Annotated in this window: 11 protein-coding genes; 8 read left to right on the top strand and 3 right to left on the bottom strand. The window is 48.9% G+C overall.

Going from position 1 to position 18,203, the window contains the following annotated elements; genetic code table 11:
- Nucleotides 1-98: 98 nt before the first annotated feature.
- The 3 genes from ACXAD8_RS17030 to ACXAD8_RS17020 are packed head-to-tail and all read right to left on the bottom strand — an operon-like array spanning nucleotide 99 to nucleotide 4,029.
- Nucleotides 99-1,091: a LacI family DNA-binding transcriptional regulator gene (locus ACXAD8_RS17030; protein ID WP_475231131.1), complete on the bottom strand. Its 993-nt coding sequence runs from the start codon at nucleotides 1,089-1,091 to the stop codon at nucleotides 99-101.
- A 21-nt stretch (nucleotides 1,092-1,112) separates the two neighbouring features.
- Entirely contained in the window at nucleotides 1,113-2,645 is a 1,533-nt protein-coding gene (locus ACXAD8_RS17025; protein WP_475231129.1) for an MFS transporter, read from the bottom strand.
- Between the two features lie 22 nt (nucleotides 2,646-2,667).
- On the bottom strand, nucleotides 2,668-4,029 hold the full coding sequence (locus ACXAD8_RS17020; protein ID WP_475231127.1) for a GH1 family beta-glucosidase: 1,362 nt from the start codon (nucleotides 4,027-4,029) through the stop codon (nucleotides 2,668-2,670).
- A gap of 231 nt (nucleotides 4,030-4,260) precedes the next feature.
- Between ACXAD8_RS17020 and ACXAD8_RS17015 the strand changes: the two genes are divergently transcribed.
- The 8 genes from ACXAD8_RS17015 to ACXAD8_RS16980 all read left to right on the top strand — a co-directional run bounded on the left by ACXAD8_RS17015 (nucleotide 4,261) and on the right by ACXAD8_RS16980 (nucleotide 18,146).
- Nucleotides 4,261-6,777 (top strand): glycoside hydrolase family 3 protein, encoded by a 2,517-nt coding sequence (locus ACXAD8_RS17015; RefSeq protein ID WP_475233001.1) that lies wholly within the window; start codon nucleotides 4,261-4,263, stop codon nucleotides 6,775-6,777.
- A gap of 16 nt (nucleotides 6,778-6,793) precedes the next feature.
- A complete protein-coding gene (locus tag ACXAD8_RS17010) occupies nucleotides 6,794-8,146 on the top strand; it encodes an MFS transporter (RefSeq protein WP_475231125.1) in 1,353 nt (450 codons plus the stop codon).
- Nucleotides 8,143-10,530, top strand: coding sequence for a GH36-type glycosyl hydrolase domain-containing protein (locus ACXAD8_RS17005; protein ID WP_475231123.1), 2,388 nt, complete (start codon nucleotides 8,143-8,145; stop codon nucleotides 10,528-10,530). Before ACXAD8_RS17010 ends, ACXAD8_RS17005 begins: the two co-directional genes overlap by 4 nt.
- On the top strand, nucleotides 10,527-11,033 hold the full coding sequence (locus ACXAD8_RS17000; protein ID WP_475231121.1) for a gluconokinase: 507 nt from the start codon (nucleotides 10,527-10,529) through the stop codon (nucleotides 11,031-11,033). Before ACXAD8_RS17005 ends, ACXAD8_RS17000 begins: the two co-directional genes overlap by 4 nt.
- Nucleotides 11,023-11,793 carry a sugar-binding protein gene (locus tag ACXAD8_RS16995; protein WP_475231119.1) on the top strand — a complete coding sequence of 257 codons (771 nt, stop codon included), beginning with the start codon at nucleotides 11,023-11,025 and terminating at the stop codon, nucleotides 11,791-11,793. Before ACXAD8_RS17000 ends, ACXAD8_RS16995 begins: the two co-directional genes overlap by 11 nt.
- A gap of 274 nt (nucleotides 11,794-12,067) precedes the next feature.
- Entirely contained in the window at nucleotides 12,068-15,004 is a 2,937-nt protein-coding gene (locus ACXAD8_RS16990) for a TonB-dependent receptor (RefSeq protein WP_475232999.1), read from the top strand.
- 110 nt (nucleotides 15,005-15,114) lie between these two features.
- Nucleotides 15,115-16,674: a tryptophan halogenase family protein gene (locus ACXAD8_RS16985; RefSeq protein ID WP_475231117.1), complete on the top strand. Its 1,560-nt coding sequence runs from the start codon at nucleotides 15,115-15,117 to the stop codon at nucleotides 16,672-16,674.
- A complete protein-coding gene (locus ACXAD8_RS16980; RefSeq protein ID WP_475231115.1) occupies nucleotides 16,671-18,146 on the top strand; it encodes a tryptophan halogenase family protein in 1,476 nt (491 codons plus the stop codon). Before ACXAD8_RS16985 ends, ACXAD8_RS16980 begins: the two co-directional genes overlap by 4 nt.
- Nucleotides 18,147-18,203: the final 57 nt, after the last annotated feature.

Genomic DNA, 18,203 nt, shown 5'->3' with positions numbered 1-18,203 from the left:
TTAAAAATCCATAGATCTGTATGGTAGGTTCGCTGAAAGTCACCAGACTGAAGAAACTAAACAGAACACCCACTTTAAAATTACAATGATTCAATTCTTTAGGCAGGCAATACCGAGTCTCTTAGCACCATTTCAGCATTGTAAAGATGTTGCAGTTGATGTTTTTGACCATACACCTTATTCAGAATGTGCTTAGCGGCCATTTCCCCCATTTCATAAATGGGGTTACTGACGGTGGTCAGTTTGGGATAAACGTGATGGGCAATTACCACGTCATCGAATCCCACAATGGATAAATCTTCCGGGAGTTGCAATCCCATATCTCGCGCACAGCTCATGGCCCCGGAGGCCATCCAGTCGTTGGCACAAACCAGGGCAGTAAACTTAATATCTCTGGCTAACAAGGCTTTTAAACCATTGATGCCGTCTTCTTCTTTAAAACGCCCTTCAAACAGACTGTCAGCGTTAAAACTCATGCCCGCTTCTTGCAATGCCCGTTTGTGACCAGCCAGACGCAACATGGCATCGGCCTTGTTAGCAGGGCCGGAAATATAAGCTATATCTCTGTGCCCCTGTTGGATGAGATGCTGCGTTGCTCGGTAGCCACCGGCTTCGTTGTCCAGACAAAAGCAAGCTTCATCTAATCCCTGCACATGTCGGTTAATAATGGAAACCGGAAGCCTTGATTGCAAATCAATTAAATTCTGATCTGACATAGCTTCAGAATGCAAAATCAAAGCATCGCAATTACGACTGATCAGAAACTCAACCGCATCCAACTCTTTTGCTAAGTCGTTGTGACCGACACTGATAATGACGTGCTTATCCTTAGCTCGTAGGGTCATTTCAATGGCCTGCATCATTTCCCCGAAAAAGGGGGTGTGCAATTCTGCCACCAAAACGCCGACACTGTCTGTGCGGCTGTTTGCCAGGGAGCGTGCTACCGAACTTGGACGGTAGTTTAATTCCTGTACCGCTTTTTCAACCTTTTCGCGCAGTTGTGGATTAACCGTTTTACGGCCATTCAGCACCCTGGATACCGTCGACAGGGATACACCCGCTCGTTCAGCCACCTGATAGATTGTCGCCACTCATCCTCCTGAGTTTTATTGTTATGCAGTCTGATTTTGTCGCTGTAGGGTTAACGCGGTAGTAATTTCAGACTGTTTTTTATCGTCCAGTGGATAAAACCACATTAGCAGCGCTCCGGCAACGCCAAATCCCGCCGGGATCCAACTCATCAACAATAAAATCCCCGGAATTGCATTTTGCGCTGTCGTTTTATCCAGCCCGTCATAGCCGTACCAAGCCAATACTAACAACACTAGCGCTCCGGCAAAGCCGCCACCAGTTTTTTGCACAAAGGTACCAGCAGAGTAAACCAGGCCTGTTGCTCTGCGCCCCGTGCGCCATTCGGAATAATCTGCAGCATCCCCCAGCATTGCAAAAAATAAGGTGGGCATCATGGCAGCAAAAAACTCCGCGATGCAGCCCAGCAGGAATATCGAAGTCACCTGCGCCGATGGCAACCAGAACATTAATCCGGTGAACAGGCTGCTAAGGAGCAGTACCCAGATAAACAACCACTTTCGGCCCATCCAGGCAGACAGTTTAGGCGTTAACAATGCACCGAGCACCGACACCACTAACAAGGCAATAAAATACTGACCAGCCAGCAACTCCTGGCCCACATAATATTTAAAATAATAGGCTATTGCGGCGTATTTAACGCCGTTAAACATCATGGTTAGAAACCCCATCCCCAATAAAATGAGCCAGGGTTTATTGTCCAGTAAATCCAGTAAGTCTCGTTGCGTGCGGCTCATATTTGCCGATGCAGATGCCTTTAGCCGGCGCACGGCAAAACCAATCCCCAGTAGCACACATCCGAAGAATATGCCGGTAGGCCAGTTGCGGTAGTAGAAAAACAATGTCATGGCCAACAACGGGATGATCAGAAATGGCAGTTGTTTGCTGAGATCCCGCAACTCTTTGGCTAAAGAGCCAGTATATTGTTGTGTGCTTTGTACCCGTTCTTTGGTAAAGGCTACCGTTACCAACATCAATAGCACCAATAACACCGCGTAAAAATACATTGCATATTGATAGCCCTGGGCACTATTCCCCTCTCCCAGTACATCCACCATCAGGGGCAAAAATCCCATTACAAACATGCCGCCGATAAAGGCGCCGGCAAATCGAAACCCCGATAAACTGGTGCGCTCATTGTGATCGTGGGTCATTACTCCCATCAGTGCAGAATAAGGCACATTGCTCATAGTGTAGGCCAGTGTCAGGCCGATATAAGTGATGTAAGCATATACTAACTTACCGGAATCACTCAGGTTCGGAGTACTAAAACAGAGCACCATGAATACCCCAAGAATCGGAGCAGACCACAGTATCCAGGGGCGAAACTTGCCCATTTTACTTTGCGTACGATCAGCAACCATGCCCATCAGGATATCGGTGATCCCATCAGACAGACGCACTACCAAAAACAACATAGCGGCAGCAGCAGCAGAAAGCCCAAATGTATCGGTGTAGAACACTGCCATATAGGCCAAGGCCCCCCGCCACACCAGGTTGGCCGCAGCGTCACCTGCTCCATAGCTGAGTTTCTCGGTCAGACTTAATTGCCCCATAATTATCGATTCTCCGCAGCTTTTAATCTTGGGGACACTGATGTAACTCCCGTTTTTGTTGTAGTAACGTCTGCCAGGCAAGGGCACTTTGTTTCAGTCGCCGTTGCTGGGTGTCAAAGTCTACGTGAACTAAGCCAAAGCGTTGCGTATAACCTTCAGCCCATTCAAAGTTATCCATCAGACTCCAGGCAAAATACCCTTTGACGCACACGCCCGCTTGCATTGCAGCCTCCAGAGCCTGCAGATGTTGCTGAAAATACCCGATACGACCTACATCTATGACGCTGTCCCCCTGTAATTCATCCGCCATTGCTGCACCATTTTCGGTTATATAAATCGGAGGTAAATCGAATCTCTGATGCAATTGAAGAAATAATTCCCGTAGCGCGTCAGGGTAAATCTCCCAGCCAATGGCGGTTTTTGGCTCCCTGTGCTCATGCTCTGTATACAGACTATCTGCATCGGTCGCTGCTGAATAGTGTAAACGGGTGTAAAAGTTTACGCCCAAAAAATCTAAGGGCTGTTTGATTATATCCATATCACCATCTTCTATTAACGGTCGGTCCTTTGCAGCTAAGCTCATCATTACATCGGGATAAGTTCCCTCCAACAGAGGCTGCAAATACCACAGGTTAATATATTCATCTGCTCGCCTGGAGGCAGCAATATCTTCCGCTTGTTCAGAGCTTGGGTAGCAAGGTGTAAAGTTGAGTACGATACCCGCCTGTACTGTCGGGCAATGGCGGCGAATCAGTGGCATCGCTAACCCATGAGCCAACAAAATATGGTGCGCCGCCTGACGCCCCGAGGCTCGACCTGTTTTACCCGGTGCGTGAACCCCTACTTCGTAGCCTAAATAGGCAGAACAGAATGGTTCGTTAAAGGTGGCGTAGGCCGCTACTCTGTCGCCAAGTCGCTCAGTGACCTTAGCGGCATAATTGGCAAACGCATAGGCCGTTTCTCGATTTAACCAACCTCCCTGATCTTCCAGGTATTGGGGTAAATCCCAGTGATATAGGGTAACAAACACGTCGATGTTCATGCGGTTCAGGGTCTCTATCAACTGTATGTAGAAATCCAGTCCGGACTCATTAATGTCGCCCGCTTGAGTCATTACGCGCGGCCATGAAATAGACAACCGATAGGCGTCCACATTCATTTGCTGCAACAGCAGAACGTCCTGTTGCCACCTGGCAACGTGGTCACAGGCTACATCCCCATTACTGCCATCGGCAATTGCTCCCGGCTGTTGGCAAAAGGTATCCCAAATACACGGCAAGCGGCCCTCGACGTCTCCTTCAATCTGAAATGAAGAGGTTGCCACGCCGAAAATAAAGTCTCGCTGCATTAATGGGGATGAAGGGCTTAACTGAAGGTTTTTCATATCACTGAGTCATTGTTAATGGAAATTGAAAACTCACGGCAGCGCTCTGCTGACACCGTAAATTTATTGTTAATTTGCTGTTGTATTTATGTTTATAACATGCAATTCTAATTTTGAGAAAGCGCTTTCTTATTATTTTTAGCAGATTTAGAAAGCGCTTTCCAGAAACAATTTGATTATCTGACCTGAAGGTAACTTTCCCTTGTCAGATTTTATGAGTAGAGAACCATGATGAAACGCCTGACAACCCCAATTGCGATAACCTTTTTCTTGTTATTGAGCAGCTTACCGCTATCAGCGCAGGTCACACTGTGGCCGGATGATATCTCCGGATTACCTGAATCCGCAGCGTTGGAACAACAAATCAATGCCATGCTCAAAAAGATGACTCTGGAGCAAAAAGTAGCGCAGATGATTCAGCCCGAGATCCGTGACATCAGCGCAGCGGACATGCGCCGATATGGTTTTGGTTCTTATCTTAACGGTGGCGGCTCATTTCCTTACGGCAATAAGCACGCCAGTGTTGCTGACTGGGTGCGACTGGCAGACGACATGTATCGCGCCAGTGTTGATGACAGCCAAGATGGCTCCGGCATCCCCACAATCTGGGGCACTGATGCCGTACACGGCCACAATAATGTCATTGGTGCTACGCTGTTTCCGCATAATATTGGCCTGGGGGCTGCTAACAACCCTCAACTGATTGCCGATATTGCCCGGGCAACAGCGCTGGAAGTTCAGGCAACCGGTATTGAATGGATTTTCGCCCCGACCGTAGCCACGGTTCGTGACGACCGTTGGGGTCGCACCTATGAGGGTTATTCCGAAGATCCGGAAATCGTCAGGGCTTATTCAGCAGCTATCGTTAAAGGATTACAGGGAACCGGACCGGAATTTATGCAGCCGGATCGGGTTATCAGCACAATAAAACACTTTCTCGGCGATGGCGGCACAGTGGGTGGTGATGATCAGGGTGACAACATTGATTCCGAATCGGATTTAGTCAAACTGCACGCCCAGGGCTATGTAAGCGGCATTCAAGCCGGTGCTTTGACCGTTATGGCATCATTTAATAGCTGGCATGGCAAAAAGATACACGGTAGCAAGTATTTACTTACTGATGTATTGAAGAGCCGCATGGGATTTCGAGGATTAGTAGTCGGCGACTGGGCAGGTCATGGCCAGGTAGCCGGATGTAGTAACGAAAGTTGTCCGCAGGCGATTAATGCAGGCCTGGACATTTTTATGGCCCCTACCCCTGCCTGGCGTCCCCTCTATCACAACACTGTGCAACAGGTTCGCGATGGACTCATTAGCATGAGTCGCATTGATGATGCGGTAAGACGCATCTTACGGGTAAAGCTGCTGGCAGGTGTATTCGACCGTCCGGCTCCCGCACAGAGATTGTATGCTAATAAACAGGCACTTATTGGCGCTCCAGCTCACAGAGCAATCGCTCGCCGGGCCGTGCGTGAGTCTCTGGTATTGTTAAAAAACAAAAATGGCTTACTGCCTTTATCACCTAAACAGCACATATTGGTTGCCGGGGACGGTGCCGACAATATTGGTAAACAATCCGGTGGCTGGACCATCACCTGGCAAGGTACAGGCAATCAAAACAGTGATTTTCCCGGTGCTACTTCCATCTACCAGGGCATCGCCGCTAAAGTTAACCAGGCCGGAGGCAGCACCGAACTCAAGATAAACGGTGATTTTAGCCAAAAGCCTGATGTTGCCATTGTGGTTTTTGGTGAATCACCCTACGCAGAGGGTCACGGTGATCGCAACGACCTGCATTATCAAGCGGGGGATAAAAAAGATTTAGCCTTGCTGCAAAAGCTCAATGCGCAGGGAATTCCAGTAGTCTCGATTTTTCTGAGCGGCAGACCAATGTGGGTCAATGCTGAACTGAATGCTTCAGACGCCTTTGTGGCCGCCTGGTTGCCCGGCAGCGAAGGTCAGGGGATTGCGGATGTTATCTTGCGCAACCAGCAAGACAAAATCCACCATGCCATCACCGGCAAGCTCAGCTTTTCCTGGCCTAAAACAGCCCACCAAAAGGTAAACCGTTATGATGCTGACTATGAGCCACTATTACCCTATGGTTTTGGCCTGGAATACGGCGAGTCGGGCCCACTAGACAAGGTCAAATTAGACGAGAAAGTGGGTAATTATTCCCAAACTACCCTGCCACGCATCATTTTTAATGGTCAAACCCAAAAGCCCTGGATCTTATGGTTACGGGAAGGCGAACAGCGTCTTCAGGTGAATAGCAATACTCATCAGATGCAACAACTCAGCTTTCGCACCATCGACAAGAATATTCAGGAAGATGCGCTTCAAATTACTTTTGCTGGCAATGGCGACAGCAGTGTCTATTTCGCCAGTAAGAGCCACTTTAGAGAAGATCTCAGAAGCGATTTACTAGCCGGAGCCGCGTTGAGCTTCGCAATTCGAAGCAAGGACACATCTGATAGACCTTTGTGGTTACAGCTAAGCTGTGACAACCCAGATAAGCCAGCCTGCGGTGCCAGGATAAATCTGCGGCCTCATCTGCTCAATAACGACCAATGGCAAACTATTCAGCTCCCGTTGTCTTGTTTACAAAATCTGGGCATGGAATTTCAAAACACCGTAGTGCCTTTTGAAATCAGCAGCGCCGAGTCAGTCACTGTGGCACTTGCAGAGGTACAGATGCAACTTCCTGAAAATGACGACGTCCTGAACTGTGCGGTTCTGACCCAATAATGACATGGCAAACTTTATGAATGACAAAATGAAACTGCCCATCAGGGAGAAAGTGGGCTATGCCATGGGAGATGTGGCTTCGAACTTTTACTGGCGTGTGCTAGATCTGTTTCTGCTAATTTTTTACACCGATGTGTTCGGTATATCAGCGGCGGCGGTGGGCACCATGATGTTAGTGACCCGACTGATCGATGCTTTTTCCGATCCTGTTATGGGAGCCATTGCCGATCGCACTCGCACCCGGTTTGGTCAATTCCGCCCTTACCTGCTTTGGGGCGCAATACCACTGGCAGCGGCAGGAGTTTTAACCTTTACGGTTCCCGACCTCGACCAGGATGGGAAACTCTTTTGGGCCTATGGCACCTATATCTTTTTGATGCTGGCCTATACCTTTATCAACGTACCTTATGGTGCGCTTTTGGGCATTATGACATCCGATACTCAACAGCGCACACAACTGACCTCGTTTCGTTTTATCGGTGCTTTTAGCGGTGGCACCCTGGTGGCCTGGTGTACCCCGGAACTGGTGGACTTGCTGGGTCAGGGCAATGAAGCAAGAGGCTGGCAACTGACCATGATGATTTACGGTCTGGTGACCAGTTTACTGTTTATTACCACTTTCTTTAGTGCCAAAGAACGCATTCAGGTGCCCATAGCCCAACACAGCAGCACCTGGACCGATATTCGCGATCTGTTGCACAACAAGCCCTGGCTGGTATTGTTCTCCCTGGCATTGATCATCATGTTAACCATCAGCTTGCGCGGCAGTTCCGGCACCTTTTATCTAAAATACTACGTTGGCCGAGAGGATCTTATCGGCTTATTCGGCATGGTATACATGCTGTCTTTGGCCACGGGAGCGGCTATTACCCCACTGCTGTGTCGTTTTATGGACAAGCGTCGCTTGTTGATGCTGTTGATGTCATTAGTAACCCTGTTTTCGATACTGTTTTATTTTGTACCAAAGGACAGTCTGGTATTGATTTTCGTCTTGCAAAGCCTGATTGGCTTGTGCCTTGGGCCCAAATCACCATTGGTTTTTTCTATGTACGCTGACACAGCGGATTTTGGCGAATGGAAAAACGGCAGACGCGCCACCGCTATGGTGTTTTCCGCTGCCGCGTTTTCCCAAAAACTAGGAGGCGCTCTGGCGGGAGCCACTATCGGCTGGGGACTGGCGGCACTGGGTTACGCACCAAACCAGGTGCAAAACGGCGCTTCAGAGCAAGGTATTCTGTTGCTAATGAGCCTGTTACCCGGTTTATTTGCTCTGATATCGGTAGTGATTATTTACTTCTACTCTCTCAGCGAAGTACGCCTTGAAGCAATTCAGCAAGAACTACAGCAACGCAGGGAAGCCACCTCATGAACCAATCGACCAAGGCCCCTTATACATTCAACCCAAACAGCGGGGCTATTACACTAAACAGTCCCACGCAAATACCTAATGCCAGCGGCTATCTGTGGAATAAAAAGATGCTGCTCAATGTCACCTGTCGCGGTTTCGCCAGTTGTCACTTTATGCAACCGGAACCCGCCAGCTACTCCTGTGGTCCGGCACTGGAGGCCACAACTTTTTTGCAACCTGAGCACTACTTCTATCAGGGCCACCCCGGGCGTTTTTTCTATGTCCGGGATCACGACTCTGAGCAGCTGTTTTCGCTGCCTTTTGAACCCATGGGAAAACCTTTAGACTCATTTCGTTTTACCCTTGAAAATGACAACATTCGCTGGGAAATAAAGCACCTGGACTGGATTTTTGAAATCCAGGTGCACCTCACCTGTGATCAGGTATTGGAGATCTGGCAACTCAAGGTGCGCAATGCGGGCCGCACGTCACGGCAAATCAGCATTTATCCCTGTTTTAATATCGGTTATCAGTCCTGGATGAATCAGGGAGGGCATTATTCCGCCGACAGCAATAGCATCATTGGCACTAAAGTCACCCCCTATCAAAAATTACCAGACTACTATCGACAAAAAGACTACCAGGAGCTCAGCTTTTTCAGCGCCAGTCACAAACCCGATAGTTACGCCGCTAATTTGTCTCGTTTTTTGGGACAAGGTGGCTGGAGCCATCCTGACGCTTTGCAACAAGGCTCATTAGGCAACACGCAAGCGGTCTATGAAACTCCGGTAGCAGCGATGCACTTTGAGCGGAAAATTGACAGCCAGGAAACTGAACAGCTGGCGTTTTTATTTGGTGCGGCAAAAAGTGAGACACAAATTCAGTCATTGCGGCAGCAATACTTGCCTGACCAGCAACGCCAAAAAGCATTGCACGACTACCGACAATACCTCAATGCCCACACCTCTTGTATCGAAGTCAACACACCGGACGATGAATTCAATCATATTGTCAATCGCTGGCTGCCTCGTCAGATTTACTATCACGGAGATGTAAACCGGCTGACAACCGATCCACAAACCCGAAATTATCTACAAGACGCCATGGGTATGTGCTACATAGCACCTGACTATTACCAGCAGGCATTACTCAAATCGCTGGCGCAACAGGCCAGCAATGGTGCAATGCCAGATGGTATTTTGCTCCATAACAACGCCAGTTTAAAATATATCAATCAGGTGCCCCATGCCGATCCCTGTGTTTGGCTGCCGATAACCCTGCAGGCCTACCTGGATGAAACCCATGATGTGGCGCTGTTGCAGCAAAGCGTCGGCTTTGCTGATACTGAGCATCGAGCTACCGTACTGCAACATATTGATTTAGCCATGTGTTGGTTACTGGCCCAGTTGGATGAACGTGGCCTGAGCTTAATTCAGCAGGGTGACTGGTGCGATCCCATGAATATGGTGGGGCATCAGGGTAAAGGGGTTTCCAGTTGGCTGTCTATGGCCAGCAGTTGGGCCTTTCAGATTTGGGCGGACATCCTTGTGCAAGTGAATGAAGCTGAGCGGTCTGAACACTGGAAAAAGCAAGCACTTACCATCAACGAAAGTGTGAATCGACATTTTTGGCACGCACAATGGTACGGACGCGGGATTACCGACGCAGGCCGTTTATTTGGCACCGCTTTGGATCGCGAGGGTCAGATATATCTCAACCCGCAAAGCTGGGCCATCTTGTCTGCTTGTGCTTCCCCTGAGCAACAGCAACAAATGCTGGCGGCGGTAAAGGCTCAACTATGTACTCCTTTTGGTGTGGCCATGCTGGCTCCAGCCTATACCGAAATGGTGGAAGACATTGGCCGAATAACACAAAAGTTTCCTGGTGTTGCCGAAAATGGCTCTCTGTATAACCATGCCGCTGCATTTTTTGTTTACGCCCTGTATCAACAGGCCCATGCCGAATGGGGTTTTGACACCTTACAACAGATATTGTGCCGCGCTGAGCAGTCACTGAAAAAGCAGCAACTCCCCAATTTCGTACCCAATTATTATCGCGGTGCCAGTGAGCGACACCCGGAATATTGCGGTCTTTCCAGCAGATTGTTTAACACCGGTACTATCGCCTGGCTAATGCGCACCATTACCGAGCAAATTTTCGGACTAAAAGGCTGTGCTGAGGGACTCCTGGTATGTCCACAGCTTCCCAAAGCCTGGCAGCAGGCCCAGGCCATCCGGTATTTTCGCGGCCATAAAATTTCCGTAAGCTACCGCCGTAATCCGGACCTGCAAACCACTACATTGCTGTTAAATGACCGGCCACTTACAAGTAACCTTATCCTCATGACTGAGTTGCAAGCACAAAATCAATTGCTGGTGATTCTGCCCGAGGAGGCCGCCCCATGAGTCAGTTGGTTGTGGTGATGGGGGTTTCTGGTTGCGGCAAAACCACCCTCGCTCGGCAATTGGCCAATCATTGGCACGTCCATTGCCTGGATGCTGATGATTACCACAGCGATGCAGCCAAAGCACAAATGCAGTCGGGAATCGGGTTAACTGACGCACAGCGCATTCCCTGGTTTAACCGCATAGAACAGGCCGTGCACCGCCAACAAGGGCCCACGACCGTGTTAGCCTGCTCAGCGTTAAAAGCAGCCTACCGACAACGGCTGAGAGATATGGCTGAGCAAGTGCATTTTCTTTGGCTGGATACAGAGCAATTGGTTTTACAACAGCGATTATCTGCACGGCAGCAACACTTCGCCGGAACGACGTTGCTAGACAGCCAGTTGGCAACCCTGGAGCCTCCGTGCAACGAGCCTGATGTTTTACGCTTTGACGGTGCACAAAATTCCGGGATACTGGTGCAGCAGGTATTATTAAAATTGGAACAGCTCAATGGCCATTAAACCCTCTTACCTTTATCTGCTGTTATCAGCACTAACCGCTATCAAAGTCAATGCCAATCCCATTGCCATAACACACACCTCTACCCCACCTGTAGTAGATGGTGAGATGGAAGCGCTGTGGCAACAAGCTCCCTGGTGGCCCCTGGACAAACATATTCTCGGCGAAGTACCGGACAAAGACGACTTCTCAGGTCGCTTTAAACTGCTTTGGGATCAACAAAAGCTCTACCTGCTGGCAGAGATTCAGGATGATGTGTTAGCGGATCATTACCCTGATCCCAAGGTGCAATACTGGGACGACGACTGCCTGGAGATTTTTGTCGACTCCGATGCTTCAGGAGGTAACCACCTCTATTCCCATAACGCCTTCGCCTACCACATCGGACTGGACAATCAGGTAGCTGATATCGGTGATGAACGCGATGCTCCGCAAGGCACTGTGGTGTTATTCAACCATCATTTACAAAGCAGTTGGAAACGGGCAAACCGGGAACCCAACCCGGTTATCTGGGAAGTGGCTCTCAACCTTTACCCCGACAACTATACCGAGGGCAATCCCCCACCACCGATTAAGTTAGAGGCGCAACAAACCCTTGGCTTTATGCTGGCTTATTGTGATGCGGACGGCAAAGGTCAGCGGGAACACTTTTACGGTTCAACTGATATCAAAGCTGTTAATGGTGATAAGAACCTGGGCTACATTTCGGCTGACGTGTTTGGGCAATATCAATTACAACCCGCAAAGACTACACAAAAATAACAATTTAAAATTTTTTAGTTAATTAATTTCAACAACTTACCAATTTACTGTTAATTGATTGTTAATTTATTATTGACTCATCAAATCACTTGAACTAAATTGAGAAAGCGCTTTCTCGGAAGCAAGGAAGCTTATCGGCGCCCCGAGAAAGCCCTTTCTCAAGTTGAGACAAAAGCGATTAAAACTTAAAGAGAGCAACACAGTGAAAAACACAAAACTAAACAAAACCAAACTCGCCACCAGCGTGTCCTTGATACTCGCAGGGGGCATGACAATGCCGGTACTGGCACAGGAAGACGATAGCCTGAACGACGTTGAAGTTATTCAGGTTAGTGGTATCCGCGGCAGTATGCAGGAATCCATGGGTATTAAACGGGAATCATCAGGCGTCGTAGATGCAATTTCCGCAGAAGACATTGGTAAGTTTCCGGATACCAACCTGGCAGAATCGTTACAACGCATCACCGGTATTTCCATCGATCGTAACAACGGTGAAGGTAACAAGGTTACCGCACGCGGCTTTGGTCCGGATTACAACATGGTCACCTTAAATGGCCGTACCATGCCAGGCTCAGCATTACCTGCAAATGGCGGCACGCCCAACTCCCGCGCTTATGATTTTTCAGACCTGGCATCTGAAAGTGTGCGTTCGGTTGAGGTTTATAAAACCGGACGTGCCAGCATCGCTACCGGCGGTATTGGTGCCACCATCAACATCAGAACGGCACGCCCGTTTGATGCCTACGAAACAGGGTTCAGTGCCAATGTCGGTGCCAAGGCACTGCACGATACCACCAATCGAGTAAATGATGATGTCACCCCAGAAATCTCCGGGTTCGCAAATTACGTCAACGATGATAAAACCTTTGGTGTTACTCTTACCGGTTCAATTCAGGAAAGAGACAGTGCCGCTGTAGGAGCTTTCGTCAACGAATGGCGTGTTAACCCTTTCAATGGTACGGTGCCGCAATCACCGGATCCGGCAACCAACCCGGCCAGCGGCCCAGCCGTGGTATTGAATAACGCGCCGGATATAGGTCAGTTGTTTGCCATCCCGGCCGATTTGCGTTACTACGTGTCAGACCGTGAGCGCAAGCGTACCAATGCCCAGTTAACCGTACAATTCGCCCCTTCAGACAAACTAACCGCTACTCTGGATTACACTTATTCCAAACAAGATTTATTTGAAGCCCGCGCTGAGCAATCTATCTGGATGGATGATCGCTATTTTGCCGAGCTGACCTTTGATGATGAAGTGGTTGCTACCCCCATTCACATTACTCAGGAGCGTCGTGATCTGTTGCCTCGAGACTTGGGTTTAGCATTACAGGAGCTTAATCAGGTCAATGAAAACAAGTCCCTAGGTATTAATCTTGAGTACATGGTCAACGAAGACTTTTCTCTGGTATTCGATGCTCATCACTCTTCGGCTGAAGGCAGACCTGATGCACCCTATGGCACCTGGACTAACCTTGGTTTGGGCGCTAACGTAGTGCGCGGTCAGGGGGTAGACTTCTCTGCGGCATTCCCGATTATGACGGTGGATTTTGACGATGTCAGTCGCAGCAACCTGAATGGCAACGGTGTGCTGGATCAGGACGACGTAGGTACCTCCATTCTGGATATGAATTTCAGCTCCCAGGACACTGAAGTTACCCAGGCGCGTTTAGATGGTCAGTATCACTTTGACGAAGGCAGTATCAAGTTTGGTATTGAGTCTCGTGCGATGGAAAGTACTTCGCTGCAATCCTTAACACGACATACCATGGGTAACTGGGGTATTGAAAACCCAGGTGAGTTACCGGCAGGCGTATTAACGCCACTTAACTTGGCGGAAGAATTCACTGATTTCAATACCAATGGTATTTTTTCTCAAGGCTTTACCGGTAGTGTGGCTGAGATAGGTGCATTTGCTGCAAGCACCTATGGATTTAATCTGCTAGCCGACAACCCATACGCTACAAACCGCACCATTGAAGAAGACATTGTCGCACTGTATTTTGAATACGATTTATCCGGCGAATTGGGTGGAATGCCCTATAATTTGCTGATGGGTCTGCGCTATGAAGATACTGAGACTACCTCCATCGCCAATATTAGTTTACCCAGTGCCGTTGCCTGGGAAAACAACAATGACTTCAACATCCGCTTCGGTAGCGCCATGGAAGATGTCGCGTATAAATCAGATTATGACCATCTGTTACCGGCTCTGGACTTTGATATTGAAGTCGCAGAAAACGTCATTACCCGATTCTCTTACAGCAAAACTATTGCCCGTCCTACTTATAACCATCTAAGTGCCGCATCGGATCTGAATCAGCCTAGCAGTGCCACCCCTTTTTCGGACAGACCCACTGCGTCAGCGAATTCCGGCAACCCCTATCTGAAGCCACTGGAGTCGGATAACGTGGATATCTCGGTAGAATACTATTTCGGCGAGACCAGCTATGTGTCAGTGGGCTTCTATGACAAACGGGTACGCAACTTTATCGGTAATGAACAGGTAGAAGAAACCATTTATGATCTGAGAGATGCCACAGCTGGTCCCAGAGCGCAAGCCGCTATCGCCGAGCTAGAGCGTTTAGGGGTACCACTCAGTGACAGCACCTTGTTCAGTATGGTGGCAGCCATGGAAAATGGTGTTGACTTCTTCTCCATGACCGATGAAGAGTTTGAACAAGCCTATGATATTCTGCCCCAGGGTGATGACCCTCTGTTAACCTTTATCAACAGTAAACCGGTTAATAACAAAAGCGCGAATATCTATGGTTTTGAGATCGCAGCACAACACTTCTTTGGCGATACCGGATTTGGTGTGGCAGCCAACTACACCACAGTTAAGGGTGATATCGCCTTCGATATCAATGCCGATCCTTCAGAAACGCAGTTTGCACTGGTGGGACTCAGTGACACCGCTAACCTGATTCTGATGTATGAGAAAGATGGCCTGCAGGCGCGTATTGCCTATAACTGGCGAGACAAGTTCCTGAATAATGCCGCCTTTTACGTGAATGAGCCCAGCTTTACCGAATCATTATCTCAGATTGACTTCAACGTGTCTTATGACGTCACTGAGGATCTGACGGTATTCCTGGAAGGTATTAATATAACGGAAGAAGACAGCCGAACTCATGGCAGAACCAGTGCGCAATTGTGGCGCATGGAAGACCTTGGCGCCAGATATGCGTTAGGTGCGCGATACAAGTTTTAAGTGTGTCAATGTGGTACCGTTTTCCAGTGTCCTTCGGGGCACTGGTTTTTTCGCATTATCAACCGGATAGTTTATGATTCTCTCAGCACCAATGAACTCTGCATTGCGATATGGAAAACAGCATTAAGCGAATCGTCATTTTAGGTGGCGGCACCGCGGGATGGTTAGCGGCGGGGCGTCTTGCTGCCCAAATGCAGCAACGGGATCCCTTGATAGCCATCACACTGGTGGAATCACCCACCCTGAGTACTATCGGCGTCGGTGAAGGCAGTTGGCCATCACTGCGACATACCCTGCGTGAAATTGGCATTTCCGAATCTACTTTTCTGCTGCGTTGCCAGGCGTCTTTTAAACAAGGTTCTAAATTTATTGGCTGGCGTCACGGCAATGCCGATGAACATTACTACCATCCTTTCACCAACCCTTCGGGCTATACCGAAATTAACACTTACCAGCATTGGCAGCACTACGCACAGCGCCAGCCATTTGCCGAGGTGTTTTGTAGTCAGCCCGAGGTCTGCGAAGCCGGGCTCGCACCAAAGCAGCAGGCGACACCTGAATATGCGCATGTGATGAACTATGGTTATCACTTTGATGCCGACCAACTGGCGGCCTTGTTAACCGAACACTGTACCCAACAATTGGGCGTCCAGCATATTCGCGATCACATAGAACAAGCCACATGTCACCCCAATGGCGATATCAAAGCACTGGTGGGGCAACATCAGGGAGCCATTGAGGCTGACTTTTTTATTGATTGCAGTGGTATGGCTGCGCGCCTGATAGCGCAGCATTATGACACCCCCTGGCATTCTGTAGCCCACATTCTTCCAACAAATTCCGCTGTTGCACTGCAGGTGCCCTATCAGAATCAACACACCGCGATTCAATCTGCCACCCTGGCAACGGCCAAAAAGCAAGGCTGGATATGGGATATCGGACTCTTCCATCGTCGCGGAGTGGGTTTTGCCTACAGTTCAAATTACTGTAGTAAGGAACAAGCGGAGCAAGCCTTACTGAACCATCTAAAGACACAGCTAGATGCAACACAACTAAATCAACTTGCCCCGAGACACCTGTCGTTTACCCCGGGTTACAGAAAAAAGTGTTGGCAAAACAATTGCCTGGCGATCGGTATGTCGGCCGGATTTATCGAACCTCTGGAAGCCTCTGCCATTGCCATGGTAGAGCTGAGCATAAACATGTTGTGTGAGGAGTTTCCGCAGAGCCGACAGCAAATGGCGATTCTGGCACAGCGCTTTAATCGACGCTTTGAGTACCGTTGGCAACGGGTTATCGATTTTGTGAAGTTACATTATGTCTTGAACGAACGGCAAGACAGTGAATTTTGGCAATATCAACGACAATCAGAATCCATTCCGGAGTCTTTGCAAACCTTGCTGCAATTGTGGCAATACCAGACACCATCGCGGTTGGATCTCGTTGAAAATGAGGAAGTATTCCCTTCCACCAGTTACCAGTACGTTCTCTATGGCATGGGCGGGCGCAGTCAGGTTATTAAAGACAAGCGCTTTTATCAAAGCCAATATCGAGCAGAAACACTCATGCAGCAAACCCGAACCATGACCCAAAAACTGCTTAATGGATTGCCAGACAACCGCAGTTTGCTTGCAGCGCTCAGGCAACCCATTGCACAGGAGTCCTTATGAACAAACCCATTGCCAACGTTGTTATTGCCGGAGGTGGTACGGCAGGTTGGATGGCGGCAGCCTGTTTGTCAAAACTGTTGGGCAAAAGCCTGAATGTCACTTTGGTTGAATCGGACGAAATCGGTACTGTGGGAGTGGGAGAAGCCACCATTCCCCCTATCCGAACTTTACACAAACTATTGGACATCGATGAACGCCAATTTATGCAGGCCACCCAGGCCACCTTTAAATTAGGCATTCAGTTTGAAAATTGGGGGCAACAGGGCGACAGCTATATCCATTCATTTGGTGTCACCGGACGGGAATGCTGGGCGGGAGAGTTTCATCACTTCTGGCTCAGGGCACAGCAGGAAGGTATGACCACACCTTTTGGGGCCTATTGTCTGGAGCACGAAGCCGCTCTGGCCAATAAGTTTTCGCTCAATAATCAGGTACCACTAAACTTTGCTTATCACCTGGATGCCACCCGATACGGACAGTTTCTGCGCAGTATGGCGGAACAACAGGGCACCAAACGGATAGAAGGAAAGATTGCCAGGGTAAAACAATGCCCTGACTCTGGCTTCATCAGTGCACTGCAATTACAAAATGGTGACACTATCGATGGCGATCTGTTTATTGATTGTACCGGCTTTCGCGGTGTACTAATTGAACAAACACTGCACACAGGTTACGACAACTGGTCTCATTATTTGCCCTGCGACAGTGCCCAGGCGGTGCAAAGCAATAGCTCAAACCCGGTGCGACCTTATACCCGGTCTATCGCCCATCAATCGGGCTGGCAATGGCAAATACCATTGCAAAGCCGGATGGGTAACGGTCTGGTTTACAGCAGTCAGTACCAAAGCGATACGCAAGCCCAGGATTTGCTGATGCAAAACTTACCCGGAGAGCCATTAAACGACCCCAGAGTTATTCGCTTTACCCCGGGTAAGCGTCGCAAAGGTTGGCATAAAAACTGTGTGGCTTTAGGTTTGGCGTCCGGCTTTATTGAACCGCTGGAGTCCACCAGCATTCATTTAATAATGACCGGTCTGGTTAGGCTGATGCGTCTGTTTCCTTACCATGGCATCACCCAGTCCGCCATCAATGAATACAACAACAAATTCGACAGCGAAATGCAGTGCATTCTGGATTTTATCGCGATGCACTACGCAGTCACGGAGCGCAAAGACAGTGATTTTTGGCGACATTGTGCCAATATGGAATTACCGCCATCGCTGCAACATAAGATCGCTTTATTTAAAGAAACAGGCCGGGTATTTCTGGACGATGGTGATATCTTTCGAGTGGATTCCTGGACTCAGGTGATGCTGGGTCAGCGATTGACACCGACGCAATACCATCCCATTGTAAATGAAATGAGTGCTCAGGAATTTCAGCGCTTTATGCAGGGTTTACAGGCGCAAGTCGCCCAGCAATGTAATGCACTGACAGACCACAGTCGCTTTATAGCGCAATACCTGGCCTGAAATACGAGACTTTTTTAGTAAAAATTTGTGTGCTGATAAGGATAGCAGTTGCGAACT

Source organism: Planctobacterium sp. AWH2_060, assembly GCF_056158425.1.
This window is presented reverse-complemented; position numbering and strand designations above follow the sequence as displayed.